We start from the raw sequence: 19,233 nt of genomic DNA, 5'->3' as shown, positions 1-19,233 counted from the left end.
TCCTTCATAGTGTGTTTTCATACGTCTTCATCAATCCAGCAATGTTCGAGTTATGCAGGAACAACACGGAGTCGACTTGTTTTTGTTTAGCGAACTGCGACACATCGAATGATTTTGGGACGTAACGAACGTCGACGACTTCGAGATTGGCACTTTTAGCAAGGAACGGTAAGACTGGATTCGCGAATGAATCCTTTAAGACGAGAATCGTTGGTCGATCATTCTTCGTCTGCTCCTTCATCGACATGATGCCATGATTCCCGCGCAAGAATACTTCATACCGATCGACGTAATCTCCCTCTTGCTGAACGAAGGATTCATCAATGACTGGGCGATCGCATGCACCGTCGTAACAGACATTGATTCCTTTGAAAAATGCTGGTTCATAATAGGCTAACTGATCACCAGACGTCGCATACGCAAGCGTCGTCTTTCGCGCTAATGAACCATAATAGGCATGCTCATCTTCTTTACGATTTGCTTTTGATGGCATGACTGGTCGTAAGTCCATCCCCTTCGTAATCGTCTGATATGCTGACGCTGCTCCGTCGATATTCCAGTGATGGTCCGTCTTGAAGTAGTCCGTTAGTTTTAATTGATCAAGTGACAAATTCGTCATCCCCGCAGCCTTGAAGTCACGAATCATTCCTGCGTAACGTGTCCGTGCATTCGAAGCAACATACGATGGGATCAACTGATCGCGTTCAGCAATGACCGTCTTCGATGGAGCTAGCGCCATATAGACGGGTCGATCGACTTCTTGCACGAATTGCTGAAACGCGTTTGGAATCTGGACTTGAGTCGAGGCACTCGGTTCGATCATATAGCCATTTTTAGCTGTATAGATTCCATTACGAAAAGGCTGTCTGAAGACATCCTTCGATAGTAGCGCCTGCATCTCAACGAACGTCCCTCGCAAAAGTAGTTGGTCCGTGAAATACGTCTCCATCTTCAGCATGTCTTTTCCAGTCGCGATTCCTTCGATCGTCGGATCGACCGATTGTGCGAGTGTACGATTTTCTAGCTGAGAACGCACACGGTCTTCTCGGACGATCGTACCAATACCAATCGTTAACAAGATGAGTAAAAAACTGATCGTCGTCACCCACATCATGATCCGTTCAAAAGAAGTCGTCCGTTTTTGTCCCTGCTTATTTTCTGTTTCAAGTGGCTGTGCCATCAGTAGACCTCCTTTTTAGAAGCGGAAATAGATGAATGGATTAAACGTACTTGCAACAAGTGCTGATGTCGCCAAAAATAGTAGCAACATCGCATATCCATACTGCATCGTCGTACCAATTCTTCCGAGTGACACAACTAATCGCTCTCCGATGATTTTCGGAATCGGTGTCGCTGCGATACACGCGACAAGCAGTAGAACACCATTTTGGACAAGCTGGTAGCTCGCGCGTTCATCCCAGATCACATCTGGTACGAACATCGCTTGAATGTACGTAACGGCTTCCGGGAACGTCTCGGAACGGAAGAATACCCAACCGACCAACACGAGTACGAGTGTCCAAACGGTCGAGAAGACTGGCGTTTTCGCCAACCATTTCCCGAGAAATGCTTTCTCGAGCATGATCCAGATTCCGTAATACGCTCCCCACGCGACGAACGTCCAACTAGCACCATGCCAAAGACCCGTCAGCATCCAGACAATTGCTAAGTTGCGATACTGTAACCACGGTGAGACACGATTTCCACCAAGCGGGATGTAGACATAATCCCGGAACCACGATCCGAGCGAAATATGCCAACGACGCCAAAATTCAGAAACGGACTTTGAAATGTAGGGATAGTTAAAATTCTCAAGAAAATGAAATCCAAACATCAAAGCTAGTCCAATCGCCATATCACTATATCCTGAAAAATCGAAATAGATTTGTAAGGCGTAGGCGATAATGCCAATCCAAGCAAGCCCCATCGAGAGATCTTTCATATTGAAGATGGCATCCGCGACCTGACCACATCCATTGGCAAGAATCAGTTTTTTAGCTAAGCCGATCGTAAACCGACGAACCCCTCGGGCAAAATCGGAAACTGTCTCTTCTCGTGATTCGATTTGACTCGCAATCGTGTTATAACGAACGATCGGACCCGCGACGAGTTGGGGGAAGAACGCGATATAAAGGGCGAGGTCAAGCGGATTCTTTTGCACCGCTTCCTTCCCTTTATAGATGTCGATGACATAACTCATCGCATGAAACGTATAGAACGAGATACCGAGTGGCAAGACGACTTCTGGTACGAACCATCCTAATCCGAATGTCTCGTTGACCGAACGAACGAAAAATCCGATGTACTTGAACCAGCCGAGTAATCCTAAATTGACTGCAATCATACTAAACATGATCCATTTGACGCCGATTCGCTGTCGATACAGATCGACGAACAAGGCGAAGAAATAGTTGATCGTAACGCTCAGTAACATCAGCAGTGCAAAGCGTGGTTCCCCGAATGCATAAAAGAATAGACTCGTCACTAGCAGCCAACCATTTCGGAAGCTACGTGGTAGTAGGTAATAGACGATCAAGACAGTCGGTAAGAACAGAAATAAGAATATCGTCGAACTAAATAGCATACGTCGCTTCCTCCCCTGCCGTGACATGCTGCACAATCTGAATGTCCCGGAGATGGACCCGGAAGCTCCCCTCTTGCAAGAACTTCCATGCCACTTTGAAATACTTCGCTCCTGGTACTCGTTTCATCTGTACCTGAACGACTGTTTCATTCATCAGTGTGACGGTTTCCGTTTCCGACCCCATCCGTTTCTTCTGTCCATACTGCATCTTGAATAACTGAACGACACACGGTGCATCGACTTCGAAATGACAGGTCACCTCGATGAGATCTCCTGTAATCGTGGCGTCTGTTCGGTATAACTTTGAAGGCGGATGTTGAAATCCTTGATCAAACAACTGAATGTACAATTTGTCGTCTGCCGTCGCTTCTTGAAAATCAAAATAGACACCATCTGTAGCATCCTCAAGCAAGATTTTTTCCTGCGTTCCGAATGGAAAGAATTGATAAATCGCTGGAGGAATACGTTGACTCATACGGGTACCTCACTCATGATCGCATCGACGATTCGCTCTGCTGCCTGTCCATCGCCATAAGGATTCGCCGCTTGTGCCATCGATTGATAGAACACTTCGTCCGTCAATAATTGATGGCTCATCGCATAGATGCGCTCTGGATTCGTACCAACCAGTTTCAAGGTTCCTGCTTCGACGCCTTCAGGTCGTTCCGTCGTCTCCCGTAAGACAAGAACGGGAACACCGAGTGAAGGTGCTTCTTCTTGAATCCCGCCTGAATCTGTCAGGATGAAGGAAGCGCGCGCTGCAAGGTTATGGAAATCAAAGACATCAAGTGGTTCGATCAATTGAATCCGCGGATGATGTTTCAGGCGAGCTGCCGCTTCTAGTACGACCGGATTTGGATGAACCGGATAGACGATTTCGATTTCCGGATGATCATTTGCTAACCGTTCAATCGCATCAAAAATCGTTGCCAGTTGTAAATGATTCTCACGGCGATGAACCGTAAGCAAGACAAGTTTTCGTCCCGACTTCTCGAGGCGTGTTAGGACAGGATGCGTATATGTCGATGATACAGTCGTCTTCAACGCATCGATGACCGTATTGCCGGTTACGATGATCGGTGTCTGCTTGTTCTCAGCACGTAAGTTCATGGCAGCCTGTTCAGTCGGTGCAAAATGATAATCCGCCAGCACACCTGTCAATTGACGATTCATCTCTTCTGGGAACGGCGCATACTTTTCAAATGTCCGTAGTCCTGCTTCCACATGACCGACTGGAATCTGTTGATAGAACGCCGCTAAAGAAGCAGCGAACGTCGTCGTCGTATCCCCATGGACAAGGACGAGATCCGGCTGTTCCTTTTCGAGGACACGACGCATCGCGTTTAGGATACGCGCTGTCATTTCCTCTAACGTTTGACGCGGACGCATCAAATCCAAGTCATGGTCCGGAGTGATTTCGAATAGTTCAAGGACCTGATCGAGCATCTCTCGGTGTTGTGCTGTAACGACGACGATTGGTTCGACGTCCTGACGATTTTCAAGTGCTTTGACGACCGGCGCCATTTTGATCGCCTCTGGTCGTGTTCCGAATACAAGCATGACACGTTTCATTTACTTCATCCCCTATCTCATTTCATGACGATCGTTCAATCGTCTCGCCCATCATCTGCTGATCCACGGAACCAATCCGTTCCGTTCGTTTTTTAGCTACGTAATGGGAGGCTTGCTTTTTTGATAACTGTTTGTACCAATATAAATATTTATTGTATTCAGCCAACGTTTCATTCGTCGGACCAAATAGACGGACTTCCCCGTATTCCAACCAAAGGATTTTTGTACAGAAACTCTTTACCTGACTGAGCGAATGACTGACGAAAAAAATCGTTTTCCCTTGATCGCGGAATTCACGCATCTTATCGAGGCACTTTTCAGTAAACGTTTGGTCTCCGACTGAGAGTGCTTCGTCGATGATCAAGATGTCTGGATTGATATGAATCGAGATGGCAAAACCAATCCGAGCTCGCATGCCACTCGAATATGTTTTGACCGGCTGATCGATGAACTCCCCGATATCAGCAAACTCTAGGATTTCTGGAGTAATCGACTCGATTTGTCGCTTCGTTAAGCCCATCATCAGCCCTTTTAATTCAATGTTATCTCGCCCTGTCAGTTGACTGTTCAATCCGCTAGAGATGGCAATCAATGCTGACTTTCCACCCAATGTGACTCGACCGTACGTCGGTGGTGTTACGTTAGCAAGCAGATGCGATAGTGTCGATTTCCCACTTCCGTTGATGCCAACGACACCGACGATTTCTCCCTCTTCCACAGAAAAAGAGACGTTCTTTAGAGCATAGAACGATTTTCCATTCACCTTACCGAACAACACTTCCTTTAGCTTGTCGATCGGTCGGGCATAGAGCATGTACCGTTTCGATACATTCTCAAACACGACATGACCCATCGTTCTCCCTCCTATACGTAATCGATGAAATAGCGTCGGAATCGAATGTGAATCGATGCTCCAACAAGTAAGATTGCGAGCGTCATACACCAGAAGTACACGCCATACCACATATGATCGAGCAGATAGCCCGTTCCGATGAGTGCTGAACGATACCCCTCAATCAAATAAACGAGTGGGTTTAGCATCAACAACATCTTGAATAACGAGTGATCTGGCGGAATCCACATGATTGGCGTTAAATACATCAACATCCGAATGGCAGATGTCACCATGTTTTGCACGTCTCGAATCATCGTTGCAAGCGCGGACAACAATAAGGAGACCGCATAGAGGAACACGACACCCGCCGGTACGATATACAAGAGTTCAAGCGTATGCCATCCCGGAAAGTAACCGAAGGCACATCCTAAAATGATCGTTAAGGCAATCATCGCTAAGTGGCGATAGAATTGCGCCAAGATGACGTACGCTGGAATCGTACTCAATGGAAAATGCATCTTTGAGACGAGCGCGACTCGACCATAAATCGACCGGGAACCACTTGGAATCGTACTGCCGATAAAGAACCAAGCAATCAATCCGCTGACGAGCCAAAAGACGAACGGAATTCCATCGACTGGATGCCCACCACGAATCCCGAAGCCGAATACGACCCAGTAGACACCGATTTGGAGAAGCGGCGTCATGATCTCCCAAAACCAACCAAGGTATTGCATGCTATATTGACTCTTTGTTTCATAAAGCGAGAGTCGAAAGATCAGATATAGATGATCCTTCAACTCTCCCCCAATCGTTCGTAACGCGTTCATATCGCTTTCGCATCCACTTCCGTCACGCGGTGCGTATGCAAATTACCGAAGTTCAGGACTTTGACAGCGTCGAGCTCATTGACGATCCCTTTCGTATCAAAGAGTAACGGTGTCCGCATGTAGTTTGCGAGACGACGTGAATCGAATTGTTTGAATTCATCGTGGTCGACTAGGACGAGTGCGAGATCAGCGCCTTGAATCGCTTCCAGCTCATCGACGAGTTCGAAACGTGTCGAAATCGAGCGTTCGACGTGCGGATCACAGACAGCGACGTCAAGTCCACGGTCGAGTAATTGTTCAATGACTTCGACAGCTGGACTCTCGCGCATGTCGTCGACGTTTCCTTTATACGTGACACCAAAGACGGCGATCTTCGGACGGACACGTGAACCAACAAGACGCGCTGCTTGTTCAGCGACGAATTGTGGCATCTGAACGTTCGTTTGTCGTGCTGTATGAATGATGCGTGCAAGCGATGGAGCTTTTGCGACGATGAAGTAAGGGTCAACCGCAAGACAATGACCACCAACGCCCGGTCCTGGATGATGTAAGTTCACCCGTGGATGCATGTTCGCCATCTCGATAACATCTAAGACGTTGATCTCTAGCTGATGACATACCTGCGTCAATTCATTTGCGAGAGCAATGTTGACATCGCGGAACGTATTCTCCATCAACTTCGACATTTCGGCTGTCTTCGCGTCTGTCCGAACGATTTCACCTTGAACGAATGTTTCATAGACGGCTGCGCCCGCCTCTGCACACGCTGGCGTCAATCCACCGACGATGCGGTTATTATGAATAAGTTCATGTAAGATTTGTCCTGGCAAGACACGTTCTGGGCAATGGACGACATAGACGTCTTCACCGATCGTAAAGCCGGCTTCTTCAATCAATGGACGAACATGGTCATCCATCGTACGTGGCGCAATCGTCGATTCGACGATGACGACATTCCCTTTTTCAAGGAATGGTAGCATATTGTTAACCGCTGAAATAACATATTTCAAATCACATGATTTATACGTATCGTTTAAGTTCGGTGTCGGAACGGCGATTAGGAAAACATCTGCCCGTTCTGGTGTAAGTGTCGCCCGGAATTTTCCGTTTGCGACGACCCGTTTGATGACATCCTCGAGTCCTGGTTCTTCAATATGAATCGTTCCCGTGTTCAGAAGATTGACGATTTGTGGATCGATGTCGACACCTACGACTTCCGTGCCATGATCCGCGAACATCGCAGAAGAAGGTAATCCAATATATCCTAGTCCGATTGTGCAAAGTTTCATTTTGTCATTCCTCCATCGAGTTAGTCATACTAGCCAACGAACGGTCTGTGGCTTGGCTGTAACTAGACCATAACGACATTTCCTTTGCTTTCCAATGCTTCTAACCATCTCTTAAACCATTCTTCACAGACCTTACATTTCCAGCGTTTTCTATTGTTTTTGTAAATCTTATGAAGCTTTCGCGAATCCTTCGTATCTATTTGAATGAAACAAAACGACTCGTCAGGAATCCACCTTCATTGCACGTGGATTTCCCTTCGAGTCGTTGACTATTTCTCTTATTTTGCGTCAGATTCCATGAAAATCGAGTCATAGACAGCAAGAAGTCGACCTTTTTCTTGCTCCCAGTTGTATTGTGTCCTTGCTACGCTTGCTCGTTCCTGCATCGCCCGTCGCAAGCTCTCATCCTTCACTAGACGGTTGACTGCTGTAGCAATACTCTGCGGCGATTCGACATCAACGATTAATCCAACTCCTTCTGTTTCGACGACACGACGGATTTCTGGTAAGTCAGCTGCGATGACAGGAATCAACGCCGCCATGTATTCGAATAGTTTGTTCGAAGAAGCAGAATAATGATTGAAACAGACGTTCTGAAGGACTTGAAAGCCGACCGTTGCCGCTGCCGTGTAACTTGGTAGTTCAGCAAGCGGAACCTTCTCAATGAAGCGAATGCGAGACTTTTCCGATGATTGGGCAGCCAGTTGCATCAGTTTTCCTTTTAATTTTCCGTCCCCGACGAAAATCAATGTTCCTCGATCGATGAACGGCATCGCTTCAATGAGTCGCTCCAGTCCGCGTCCTTCTTGGATTCCGCCTTGATACAACAAAATCGGCTCATCTTGAGCAAGTGCTAACTCTTCGCGTAACGGTCGCGGTTGCGGAACAATCGGTTCGTAAAACGGATAATTGTGCAAGACAGACGGTCGTGTTCCGTATAACTTCTGGTGGTAATCCGCACGCGTGTCATTTTCAACGATTGTCTGGTCGACGAAGTGAAGCAACCAGCGTTCTAATTTCCCTTGCATGCTGCCGTATCCTGTCCGATCGGTCTGGACTTCATGCGAATCATAGACGATTTTCGTCCCACGGGCCGCCCCAATCGCTTGTGGTAACGTATTGACATCGTTCGCATGCATGACGTCATAATCGTGCTTCCTAGCAGCTCGTGTCATACGCAGAATGCCGAAACTGTTGTAAAGGGCGTACCGGATGAACCGACTTCGCATGAGGAAAAAGAGCACAAGCATCACGGGAATGAGCCATGGCGCAAGAAGCGCACCCATCAAACCGACAGCAAGTGTCCGTTTTTTCCGTTTACGAAAGAACGGGAGCCACCTCGCAAAAGGTGGCGTCCGGTCAATTCGAATGACGCGAAACCCTGACATCGGGTATTCGACTTCTGGAAGTGTGCCGTCATTTAGGCAGTATAGGTCCACGCGGTGCCCTGCTTCGACGAGTGCCGTACATTCACGTAAGACTCGGGCGTCATTCGTAAAGGGATTCCAAACAAACATTCCAATGCGCTTCATTCTGCGACCGCCTTTCGCGCCTGTGTTCGTTCGATGGCGTCGAACAAGCGCTGTTCATTTTGTTCCCAATCAAAATGGTGTTGGACGTATGCCACACCTGCGCGTCCCATCGCTGCACGTTTTTCTGGATTTCGTGATAACTCGAGAATATGATCGACGATCTCCTCTTTTTTCCGCTGGACAGACACATAACCAGCTCCTGCCTCTTCAATGACATGCGCTGCGTGTCCGGATACCGCTCCGACGATGGCACACCCCATCGCCATGTAGTCAATGATTTTACCGGGTGTCACCGTATCGAATGCTGTACTTTCGACGAGTGTCGCAAAGGCGATGTCACTCTTTGCCAGTTGTTTCAACGCATCCCAACGCGGCATCGCGTCAAGAAACTCGATGTTCGTCAATCCACGTTCCTTGACGAGTCGTTCGAACGTTTGCTTGTGATAACCATAACCGACGACTTGAAAGCAGATATCCTGCTCTTGTTGAAGTTCCTGTGCGACGTCAAGCAACAAAAACACATCTTGCGCGAGTCCGATATTCCCCGTATATACGACACGTACTTGTTCCGACACTTTTCGCCGTTTGATTAACCACTCGTTTTCCTCGATCGAGTTCGGAATGTAATGAATTTTTTCCGGTGCGATACCACGCCCTTCAATGTACGATCGAAACCCTTCACTATTAATGACCAATTGATCCGCCTGACGATACATCCACTTTTCAAGCCAGTAGAGCGGAGTCAATAACAAACGCGAATTCGTGATGCCGACGCCAATCAGCGACTCCGGCCATAAATCGCGTACATCGAGAATCAATGGCGCTTTTTTGACATGTTTCGCGACGACCCCGACGAGTCCCATGAAGATGGATGGTGTCGTCGCATAGATGTAAGCGTAGGATTTCGGGTCATGTCGCACCTCTTTTACTGCGAGCACGAATTGTTCTACAAACAAGCGAAGGCGCCGCCATAAATTGTTCGTCGCCCTGACGTCACGTGGTTGGATACGGGTTACATGTGCCGTATCCAAGCTCGGCTCATCCCAGAACATTGAATCCGTATAAAGTTCTGCCGTCGGATAGAGCGGTTCTGACGTCAGCACATGGACGTCACTTCCCGCTTGTTCCATCCGCTTGAAAATATTCTTCATTCGGTTTGCCGCACTTCCGATTTCCGGATAAAAATTTTGACAAATCATCAAGACGTTCATCGACGACTCCGGCGCTGCTTGAGTTGACGTCGGAACTTCCAGTAGCGGACGACGATTTTTCCGAGCTTTGATCGCGCGAGTGAGCGGTATTTTGATTTCCATGATGCATTCGCCTCCAGCAGTTCCAGATTTGCCACCAATGCCCCTTCGAATCGATCAAGCAGTGCGGCATATTGTTCTTCAAGCACCTTGTATTGTTCACGCTGTTCCTGTAGTTGCTGTTCCTGACGTAACGATTCTGCTTGTGCCTGCTCTAATACATCTGTTTGTTCCCCTAACCGCTGAACTTTTCGTTCTAGAGTCTGTTGCTTGCGTTTTAAGTCAATGATCGTTGCGAGATGCAATCGCTCCACCTCTTCAAAGGCGTCTTCTAGCCATTCAACTTCCTCCGGTAAAATCGATCGACCAGATTGAAGTTCCGGATAGACTTGAATCGTAATTCCAAGCCACTTATCGATCCGCTCGACCGTTTCGATTTTACCGAAAGGTGTCAATTGCTCAAGCAGTCGATTTAAATAATACGTCCGTTTATGATCCGCATAATCGTTCACTCCGAATGGGACTGTGATGACAAGTCGTCCTTTTGGTGCGATGAACGAGACGGCACGAGCGATGAAGCGTTCCGGCTCCCCGATATGTTCCAGTACTTCCGTCATCAAGACTGTATCGAATTGAATATCAGGTGTGTATGTCATGACATTCGCTTCATGTAATTCCACTTTTTCTTTAACGGATGTCGGTTCCTCGAGCAACGCTTGTTTGGCTTCGATGATCGCTTCTGGTAATACATCGATTCCAACGACATGTTTCCCTTCGCGTCCAAGCAAAATTGGAACGACTCCGCCTGAACAACCGATATCTAAAATGTGCTCCCCTTTTGCTTGTCGTACGATCCAGTGAACACGCGCGCGGACTTTTTTACCGAATCCACCGCCTAACTGATCGTAGTAGGCCGCCCGGATTTGATCTTTTGGTCGTGCTGTTTTCATCGATGCCGTCATTTCTGCACCTCCTCAAGTAATAGATGTTGAAGACGATCTGTCTCCTGTCGATCCGCAAGCTCCATGAATTGACGGATCAACGGATTCGTCAACGTGATCGGTTCATAGAAACTGATGATCGTACGTAGCAATGCGACACTCGGTGTAAAATCCTTATCACTGCAGTAGCGTAATTTAACGAGATACCAATGCTCGAAGAAATGCTCGAATCGTGTTTGCTTATATTCCTCTAGCACTCCATAACGGGCGAACTTTTCTGCTCGTGCCCGCTCTCGGACGACACTTCGTTCAAAGAATTTCACCGTCAAGGCATTCACGGTCGATCCGGCAACCGCTGCATAATAATAATGAATGACCCGATTGACGAGTAAGACACGGTTCGCACGGAGCATCAATTCTTGGAAGAACAAGGAGTCCTGTCCGACTGCACCGACTACCTGCTCCAATTGATGTTCGAGCAGGAAAGTACGACGGACGACGAGTGCTTGAATGCTTTGTACCGCAAACCGATGTTTCAATAGAAAAGCTTTCGGATCCTCACAAACGGTTCGTCCCTGTTTACGAATCGTCGGTAAGGCGATGATACTCGTCTTCTCGGCCAGCTTTTTCATATGCCCTGCCACAAAATCAAGTGATGGATCTTTTTCTAGTTCCTGAAGCAAAAAGGCATAGCGATCACTGAGTACCTCGTTATCCGGATCAAGGAACGTCACGTAGTCAGCGCGTGCCATCTCGACACCTTTGTTGCGCGGACGTGAAGCACTACCGCTTCCACCTGTCTCGAAGAAATAGGTTCTGACATTTCCGTGGCGTCGTGCGAGACGCTCTACCGCTTGACGTGTCGCAACATCCGTTGATCCATCATCTACGAGTAAAATCTCTGATTCCATGAATCGATCCATCCGTGTAAGACTAGCGAAACATTTATACGTGAGATGTTTTCCATTGTTATAGATCGGAACGACGACCGATAGTTGCGGGGTCTGATTCGTCGGAACTACCGCCTGCTCGTTCCACTCAAATTGATCGAGCAACAGTGTTTTTCCGTTCAGTTCATCTGCCTGGAACATGTCATATCCGATAGCTGACCGCCAAACGATCGCACCGTTTCGACTACTACTCATCTCTTGTAGATGATACGGATACTCGCTTCCTTTTCGGACGATGCTCGCATCACTGTATTTAAAACCATTCACGAGATCCTCTAGATAATATTCGCCGTAAGATTCCTTTCCATCCATCCAAGCCACGAGATCGGCTTTATCGTAAGTTTGCTCCGTCAGCGCATCCGCAGAGACGATTTCGTCCGGTGTGAGACTTTGTCGATTGATCATGTCACGGATCGCTTCCCCGTCTTGGGCAACGACGATCAATAAGCGATGTTTCCGTGTCTCAGGTACTCGTCCAATGAACGCTAGAATCTGATCCATCCGTTCGAAGACCGTGTGTTCCGTCATGACGGCACGAAGCCCTTCTGCTCGTAACCGTTCGATTTCTTCTTGCGACGTACGTTCCACGATTGCCGTCGCCTCCTGTGCGTCATGCACGGTGAAGATGTTCGGAAACTCATTGTTGACGGCGATACTGTAATTCGACAGGATTAGATTCCCGAGTGCTTGCGATTCATAGACGCGACGGGCACACATCGTTTTGCTGTATTTGATGCTATTCAGGTTCAAGACCCAGTCATAACATTTACTGACTTGTTGTAAGGCATCATAAGGAATCGCTGGTGCGACCCGTGATTGATAACGTTCCGGAAACTGATAAGCCGGTAAGTCGAGATGATAATTCCGGTCCACGATATCGAGTTCGTGCGAAGACTGCATCACCCCATCAAACAACATCTCCGTATCTTTAACGCGCTCCGGATATTTCGCCATCCAGCTACCGGCAAATAAAACGCCCTTCTTTCGGCTACGCGTTGCTCCGATCGGATTGTGAATCAATGGATTGACACCAAACGGCATCGCCATGATCCGATCATGACCACATAAGACGCGGTATTCAGGAATCATTGCCTCATCTGAAGTCAGGACATAATCGGCAGCTTGAGCCACGTCTTGAAACCGTTCATGATTGCTCGGATCTTCCGTCGATTGAAAGACGACTGGAATTCCTTTAGCTTTGACTTCCTGCATCATTGAAAGCAACCGTTGGCGTTTTTTTGAATTCGGTGTGGCGACACCTTTCCAATCGTCTCCTCGTAACCCCTTCCATGAAGAGACGACTAAAAAGAGATCAATCTCGCGCTCGAAAACTTCTTCGAATGTGTGCGCATTGACGTAGTGGAGATGAACGGCATCTTCATAATAGGCGTACATGAATTCCGAGCAGACGATTGCCATCTCGATTGGTCGCTTTTCATAATAACGCGTCGTCGTCCGGACCGGAATCTCCGAGACATCCAATTGATTCAGCAGTGATGCTTGGCTATTTTGTCGGTAACGTGTCGTCGTTTTATTAGAAGTTCGAACCGTTGGCAGTCGCAAGACCTCTAACTGACGGAGTTTTTCGAGTGCCTCTTTACTTGCGGTCGTCGCGCTTGTTAGTCGTTTTTTCTCTTCGCGGACCCAGTTCAGTTGTTGCATGATTTGTCGTTTCCATTTTTGATCACTCACACGTAAACACCCTTCCTCTTTTCAACTCTTTCTTAGTCTACGGAAGCAGTTCAAAGGCTACTTGAAGGACTTGCAAGGTTTTTGTAAAGACTTCATGAAGCTTTTTTGGATTTTCCTTACATTCCATTTCAGTCAACCTGTATTTCCTAGGAAATCGACCACTTTCGCTTTCTTGTCCGTGGAAGTCATTCACATGTTTTCAAAAACGAATCCTATGCACTCTCATTGTTTTGGATTTAAAAAACGGGGAAACATTACTACGTACTGATAAAAGGAGATGACTGGACATGTTAAACGAAAAAAATCATGATTTACCAGATGAAAAGGCAGACGTTGGTCTTCACCCGGATCCTGATCCAGCTGAGACATCAGATCCCGGAATCAAGCCTGCGGAAACACAACATCCGGATCCTGATCCAGAAGAGCTCGAGCGCGATCGAAAAGATTCATGAATCTCACGCCATAGAAAAAGAGGTTGCGGAAATAATTCCGCAACCTCTTTTGGCATATTTACTTCACTTTTACTAATAGTTTCCCTGTGTTCGAACCATCAAATAATCCGAGGAAGGCATCTGGTACACGATCGAATCCTTCAAAAATCGTCTCTTCGTATTGTAACTTCCCTTCACTAACCCATTGACCAAGTTGCTCAGCTGCTTCCTTGAATCGTTTGCCATAGTCACCTACTAGGAAACCTTGCATGCGCGCACGCGCGATGATTAATTTCGATTGAACACGTGGACCAATGTCCTGTTGTGCGTTATAACCGGAAATGGCACCACAAACCGGTACCCGCGCGAATGGATTGAGTCGATCAAGGACTGCATCACCGATTTCACCACCGACGTTTTCAAAATAGACATCGATGCCGTTTGGACATGTCCGGTCTAACGCTTCCCCGATGTCTTCCGTTTTATAATTGATGACTTCATCAAAACCAAGATCTGCTTTTAAGTGTTGTAGCTTTTCGTCACTTCCTGCGATTCCGACGACACGAGCACCTTTGATTTTAGCAATTTGACCAACGATCGATCCAACAGCCCCTGCTGCTGCCGATACGACGACCGTTTCCCCTGATTGTGGATTCCCGATATCAAGCAATCCGAAATACGCCGTCATCCCTGTCATTCCGAGAACACCGAGTGCTGTTGAAATCGGTGCAATCTGCTCATCGATTTTACGGACACTTTTCGCATCGACGACTGCCTTTGTTGCCCAATCGAGCATCCCGACGACGACATCGCCTGACTTGAGTGCCTCACTTTTAGACTCAATGACTCGCGCCACGACACCACCGTGAATCGGTTCATCAATCTCAAACGGTTGCGAGTAAGAGCGCGCATCGTTCATACGTCCCCGCATGTATGGATCGACCGAGATATAGAGTGACTCCAGTGCGACTTGCCCTTCCTTCAACTCTGCTAACTCAAATGATTCATAACGGAATGTTTCCCCTGTTGGTTTTCCGTTTGGTCGTGCCGCTAATACGATACGTTGTTCTGACATGATTCATGACCTCCTCTTTCAATGTACTTCCTCACTGTAACAATTCCGTTTCTGAAAGACGAATCCTTTGCTTGTTTGGAATTTTCTAACTTTTTCTTGACGCCTGCCTTTGCTTGCCGTAAGATAAAACACAATTCATAACTTTTATACTGTTATGCATAAAAGCATTACATAAGGAGAGGACTTGTATGGATTCATCTATTTTGCGTCAGCCGCGTCAATTTGCCGTTCATGTTTTAAACGGACTCAGTATCGGAATTCTCGTTGCCCTTATTCCAGGAGCACTACTCGGTGAACTCGCTAAGGCATTGTTGCCATACGTCTCTGGTGCCCAACATGTTTTAGATGCCACAACACTCGCGATGCGCCTCTTGCCGATGGTGATTGGTGTTGCCGTAGCCATGCAATTTAAAGTGACACCGATTGCGACCACGTCGATTGGACTCGCGACAGTCGTTGGATCAGGTGTTGCGACTCGTGCAGATGCAACCTTCGTCTTCGTCGGTACAGGAGACGTCATCAATGCTGGTCTGACGGCAGCTGTTGCGACGGCAATCGTCTTATTGATCGGTGAACGTTTCAAAACGTACACGGTGCTTGTCATGCCAACGATTTTGATTGTTGGAGCCGGTGGAATCGGTGTTTTGACGTATCCGTTCGTGACACGGATCACGACAGCGATCGGACATGTCATCTCAGACTTTACGGCACTTCAACCCGTCTTAATGGGTATTCTGATTGCCGTCGCCTTTTCCGTGCTCATCGTCTCTCCACTTTCAACGGTCGGCATTGCGACAGCAATCAGTTTATCGGGTGTTGCTGCCGGAGCTGCGAACCTAGGCGTCTGTGCCGCTGGATTTGGTCTTGCGATCGCCGGATGGCAAGCGAATTCACGTGGAACGTCGATTGCTCACTTTCTTGGTTCTCCTAAAATTCAGATGGCGAACTTTATCCGTAATCCCTTGATGATTCTTCCTGTCATGTGTAGTGCCGCAATACTTGGTGCACTAGCAGGAATGCTCGGTGTCCAAGGTACGCCGTTCAGTGCCGGATTCGGAATGTCTGGGTTAATCGGTCCGATCAACGCGTTACATCTGATGTCAGGAGGCTGGACATTGTTTAACATGACATTTGTTCTCGGGCTGTTCATCGTCTTGCCGGTCATCCTTTGTCTGTTGTTCCACCTACTCTTCCGGAGATTCCGTCCATGGATGAGTGCAGAACCATACCGACTGGATTTTGAGTAAGCTCATCTTTATTCGTTCTTTCATCACAAAAAAAGCCAAGCCGACCGTCTAAAAGATCGACGGATTGAGCTTGGCTTTTTGATGCACTTATTTGATTACTGCCAGTAAATCAAGCGGTGTCTCGATGACATGGTCCGCCGAATCCCACTCGGATTGTGTACCAAAACCGTATTGGCATAAGACGACTGGCATGTTTTCCTTACGAGCCGCTTCGACATCGGAAGACCGATCCCCGATCATCCAGTAAGTCGCTTCTCCAAACTCCTCACGGTGCGCTCGCAAGATATCCGCTTTTTCTTTCCCGTTGACGGATTCTAAGCATTTCGGACTCGTGAAGAACGAACGAATATCCTGGCTATCCAGCACAAGGTTTAGATAGTGGTTGCCACAATTACTCGCTGTTGAAATAGTGTGTCCCTCTGAAACTAGCGCTTCTAACAAGTCTCGAATTCCGTCGAACAAGACGTTCTGTTCCACCATCGTCGCTTCTAGATGACCATGTCTTTTTTTGCGGATTAACCGAATATCCTCTTCTGAAGCCTCTGGAATCGCCTTACGCCAAAAAGCACTTCCCGCCAACCCATAACTTGCTTGTACACTAGCTTGAGAAGGTTTTGGAAGATGCGGCATGTCCTCCATCGCCCGATGGATTGCTTCTGTCATCTGTTCCGTTGAATCAATCAATGTACCGTCAATATCGAATAAGATAATTGCCATGTTCCCACTCCTTTTAGATCTCTTTTTTTGCTTTTCTCTTTTTTTGTATCAAGTAGCCAATCGTAATCAGCATGCCTAAACCAATCCAAACGATTGGATGATTAAGATGATGCAATCTTCGCCATTCATGGCCGACGGCTTTCCCGCCCCAAATAAAGATGGTCGACCACAGCAAGAAAGAAATCGTCGTCACGACGGTAAACGTCCAGCGCGAGACGCCAGTCAACCCCGCACCAATGGCAAATCCGATCCGCCACATCGGAGACAGAAGAAGGATATAGCGTCCCTTTGTCTCCATTTGTGTCTGAAACTGGAGCATTTTCGTTTCCGAAATCCGAAACCATTTGAATAAACGATTCAATAACCGTTCACTCCCGAACTGACCAATCGTAAAGAAGAGGTTTTGACTGATGACGAAGCTCACTACAGCGAGGAACAACATGAATAGTAGATTCGCCTGTGCGGTATGCACGAGATATCCGGCATACGCGAGCGGTACTTCGCTCGGTATGAATGGAAACATGAGCGTCATCATGATTCCAATATAACCGTATGATTCCATCCAGTGATGTCCCATCTTCGTCCCTCCTCTCTCTTTACCAACTATTTCTAGTGTATCGAAATTTCAAGAAGGCGTACAGGAAACGGCTCTTTGTGGACAAAGAAGAGCGACTTCTGGTGTGAAGTCGCTCGGATCATCAAATTTAATTAATACGCGTCCTCACTTTGTACTGGTTGTGTACGACGCTTTTGTTGTTCATCCTGCCAGTCGCTGAAACGTGTCAATTCTTCGAAGACTGTTTTTGTGACGAAGAGGATGACCGCGATATCGTCTGCGAAACCGAATCCGAGTACAAAATCAGGTACGAGGTCAATCGGTGACACGAGGTAAATCAACGCGCCGATTACTTTTAAGATCGTTGTACGACGAATGTTACGGTATTCACCTGATTGGTACGCGCGAATCATGTCGACGAACAACGTCAACGGCGAGAAGACGACGGACAAACGAGAGTTACTGTTCACCTTCGCAGTTGCGCGTTGTAACAGCGAGTTCGTCTTTTCCGGACGATCGATATAATCTTTTGCATCTTCGGCATATTGATGTTCTTGTTTTTCTAATTGTTGATTTGAGAATTTCATTCCTATTTTCCCCCATTCTAAAGTAACTTCAACGCTTTTCTATTTCCCTGTTCCTACGGATGATAATCCTGTCAGGTTTCAGGATATGATGGAACGGTAAAAAAGGGAGAGAAGCGTTACAGAAAGGATGATTTTTTATGAATCATGTTAATCAAACCGTCATCATTACAGGAGCCGCGAATGGAATTGGTGCAGAACTCGCCCGCACCTACGCTGCGCAAGGCGCAAATGTCGTTCTTGCTGACATCGATCAGATGACAGGAGACGAACTGGTCCAACAAATCGAAGAAGATGGAGGGACGGCTTACTTCTATCACTTGGATATCCAACATGAAAAAGACGTTCAACTATTAATCGAAAAGGCGATTGAACATACTGGTCGCATCGATATTGTTATCAACAACGCCGGTATCATGATCCGAAAACCGCTCCTTGAATTGTCACTTGAGGAATGGGATCGGGTTCACCATACGAACCTGCGCAGCATCTTCCTAACGACCAAGGCGGCTACACCCTATTTAAAACAAAGTAAAAGTGGAGGTCGGATCGTCAACCTTGCTTCGACCCGCGCCTTCATGTCGGAACCGCATACAGAATCTTATGCGTCGACGAAAGGTGGTATTTTTGCACTCACACATGCACTTGCTGTCTCACTTGGAGAAGACGGTATTCTCGTCAACGCGATTGCCCCGGGTTGGATTGAAACTGGTGACTATCAAGAATTATCACCTGAAGATCATAGTCAACATCCAGCTGGTCGCGTCGGAAAACCAAGTGATGTTGCTCGTGCGGCTCTCTATCTAACACACCCAGATAACGATTTCTTGACGGGCGAAACACTGGTCCTAGACGGTGGAATGACACGAAAGATGATTTATGAGGAATGATTCGGATGGAGTGCCTTTCGGGGCACTTTTTCATTTCAAAAACTATACTTATACCTTTTTCAAACATTAATAAACCTTCTATTTATACGATGTTACAAAAATATATCTCCTGACATCATTCAGAAATCAATCTACTACACATTAATTTTTCCTTTTATATCAACATTTTCTGTTTATACTTCTGTTCATGCATCATTATTTTCATAAATTCTTCATTCTTTTCGCTAGCTTCTCTTGCATTTTTTTAAAAGAATTGTA

General features: G+C 47.0%; 17 protein-coding genes and 1 pseudogene. 3 read left to right on the top strand and 15 right to left on the bottom strand.

Annotation, left to right across the window (positions count from 1 at the left end):
- Positions 1–4 precede the first annotated feature (4 nt).
- The 11 genes and pseudogenes from ESP131_RS06685 to ESP131_RS06635 form a co-directional block, all read right to left on the bottom strand.
- Positions 5–1,180 carry a DHHW family protein gene (locus tag ESP131_RS06685; protein ID WP_029341027.1) on the bottom strand — a complete coding sequence of 392 codons (1,176 nt, stop codon included), beginning with the start codon at positions 1,178–1,180 and terminating at the stop codon, positions 5–7.
- 15 nt (positions 1,181–1,195) lie between these two features.
- Positions 1,196–2,584: an MBOAT family O-acyltransferase gene (locus ESP131_RS06680; RefSeq protein ID WP_069940369.1), complete on the bottom strand. Its 1,389-nt coding sequence runs from the start codon at positions 2,582–2,584 to the stop codon at positions 1,196–1,198.
- Positions 2,574–3,059 (bottom strand): hypothetical protein, encoded by a 486-nt coding sequence (locus ESP131_RS06675; protein ID WP_029341025.1) that lies wholly within the window; start codon positions 3,057–3,059, stop codon positions 2,574–2,576. Before ESP131_RS06675 ends, ESP131_RS06680 begins: the two co-directional genes overlap by 11 nt.
- Positions 3,056–4,156 carry a non-hydrolyzing UDP-N-acetylglucosamine 2-epimerase gene (gene wecB / locus ESP131_RS06670; RefSeq protein WP_069940368.1) on the bottom strand — a complete coding sequence of 367 codons (1,101 nt, stop codon included), beginning with the start codon at positions 4,154–4,156 and terminating at the stop codon, positions 3,056–3,058. The genes ESP131_RS06675 and wecB overlap by 4 nt, the downstream gene beginning before the upstream one ends.
- Before the next feature lie 112 nt (positions 4,157–4,268).
- Positions 4,269–5,009: pseudogene (gene tagH / locus ESP131_RS06665) on the bottom strand (teichoic acids export ABC transporter ATP-binding subunit TagH); the annotation flags it as partial.
- A gap of 11 nt (positions 5,010–5,020) precedes the next feature.
- Positions 5,021–5,821 carry an ABC transporter permease gene (locus ESP131_RS06660; RefSeq protein ID WP_029341022.1) on the bottom strand — a complete coding sequence of 267 codons (801 nt, stop codon included), beginning with the start codon at positions 5,819–5,821 and terminating at the stop codon, positions 5,021–5,023.
- Complete coding sequence (locus ESP131_RS06655; protein WP_029341021.1) at positions 5,818–7,110, bottom strand: nucleotide sugar dehydrogenase; 1,293 nt, start codon at positions 7,108–7,110, stop codon at positions 5,818–5,820. The genes ESP131_RS06660 and ESP131_RS06655 overlap by 4 nt, the downstream gene beginning before the upstream one ends.
- A gap of 278 nt (positions 7,111–7,388) precedes the next feature.
- Positions 7,389–8,642 (bottom strand): glycosyltransferase, encoded by a 1,254-nt coding sequence (locus ESP131_RS06650; protein WP_069940366.1) that lies wholly within the window; start codon positions 8,640–8,642, stop codon positions 7,389–7,391.
- A complete protein-coding gene (locus tag ESP131_RS06645) occupies positions 8,639–9,955 on the bottom strand; it encodes a glycosyltransferase family 4 protein (RefSeq protein WP_231925699.1) in 1,317 nt (438 codons plus the stop codon). Before ESP131_RS06645 ends, ESP131_RS06650 begins: the two co-directional genes overlap by 4 nt.
- A complete protein-coding gene (locus tag ESP131_RS06640) occupies positions 9,850–10,854 on the bottom strand; it encodes a class I SAM-dependent methyltransferase (protein ID WP_069940364.1) in 1,005 nt (334 codons plus the stop codon). Before ESP131_RS06640 ends, ESP131_RS06645 begins: the two co-directional genes overlap by 106 nt.
- Positions 10,851–13,475 carry a glycosyltransferase gene (locus ESP131_RS06635; protein WP_069940363.1) on the bottom strand — a complete coding sequence of 875 codons (2,625 nt, stop codon included), beginning with the start codon at positions 13,473–13,475 and terminating at the stop codon, positions 10,851–10,853. Before ESP131_RS06635 ends, ESP131_RS06640 begins: the two co-directional genes overlap by 4 nt.
- Positions 13,476–13,762: 287 nt before the next feature.
- Here ESP131_RS06635 and ESP131_RS16775 point away from each other — a divergent pair, with 287 nt between their 5' ends.
- Entirely contained in the window at positions 13,763–13,927 is a 165-nt protein-coding gene (locus ESP131_RS16775) for a hypothetical protein (protein ID WP_023467459.1), read from the top strand.
- A gap of 58 nt (positions 13,928–13,985) precedes the next feature.
- On the opposite strand, the gene ESP131_RS06630 is transcribed toward ESP131_RS16775, so the two are convergent.
- On the bottom strand, positions 13,986–14,981 hold the full coding sequence (locus ESP131_RS06630) for an NADP-dependent oxidoreductase (RefSeq protein WP_047396367.1): 996 nt from the start codon (positions 14,979–14,981) through the stop codon (positions 13,986–13,988).
- A gap of 188 nt (positions 14,982–15,169) precedes the next feature.
- Here ESP131_RS06630 and ESP131_RS06625 point away from each other — a divergent pair, with 188 nt between their 5' ends.
- Positions 15,170–16,228 carry a PTS sugar transporter subunit IIC gene (locus ESP131_RS06625; RefSeq protein ID WP_047396363.1) on the top strand — a complete coding sequence of 353 codons (1,059 nt, stop codon included), beginning with the start codon at positions 15,170–15,172 and terminating at the stop codon, positions 16,226–16,228.
- Positions 16,229–16,315: 87 nt separating this feature from the next.
- Here ESP131_RS06625 and ESP131_RS06620 read toward each other — a convergent pair whose 3' ends face one another.
- The 3 genes from ESP131_RS06620 to ESP131_RS06610 all read right to left on the bottom strand — a co-directional run bounded on the left by ESP131_RS06620 (position 16,316) and on the right by ESP131_RS06610 (position 18,088).
- Complete coding sequence (locus ESP131_RS06620) at positions 16,316–16,945, bottom strand: HAD family hydrolase (protein WP_047396361.1); 630 nt, start codon at positions 16,943–16,945, stop codon at positions 16,316–16,318.
- A 13-nt stretch (positions 16,946–16,958) separates the two neighbouring features.
- Positions 16,959–17,522 (bottom strand): DedA family protein, encoded by a 564-nt coding sequence (locus ESP131_RS06615; RefSeq protein WP_047396358.1) that lies wholly within the window; start codon positions 17,520–17,522, stop codon positions 16,959–16,961.
- 131 nt (positions 17,523–17,653) lie between these two features.
- Entirely contained in the window at positions 17,654–18,088 is a 435-nt protein-coding gene (locus tag ESP131_RS06610) for a YkvA family protein (protein ID WP_047396354.1), read from the bottom strand.
- Positions 18,089–18,225: 137 nt separating this feature from the next.
- Here ESP131_RS06610 and ESP131_RS06605 point away from each other — a divergent pair, with 137 nt between their 5' ends.
- Positions 18,226–18,975 (top strand): SDR family NAD(P)-dependent oxidoreductase, encoded by a 750-nt coding sequence (locus ESP131_RS06605; RefSeq protein WP_047396351.1) that lies wholly within the window; start codon positions 18,226–18,228, stop codon positions 18,973–18,975.
- The last annotated feature ends 258 nt before the right edge of the window (positions 18,976–19,233 follow it).

It is taken from the genome of Exiguobacterium sp. U13-1 (assembly GCF_001750115.1).
Taxonomy (GTDB): domain Bacteria; phylum Bacillota; class Bacilli; order Exiguobacteriales; family Exiguobacteriaceae; genus Exiguobacterium_A; species Exiguobacterium_A acetylicum.
Note: the sequence above shows the minus strand (reverse complement) of the source record. Positions and strands in the feature narration are given on the sequence as shown.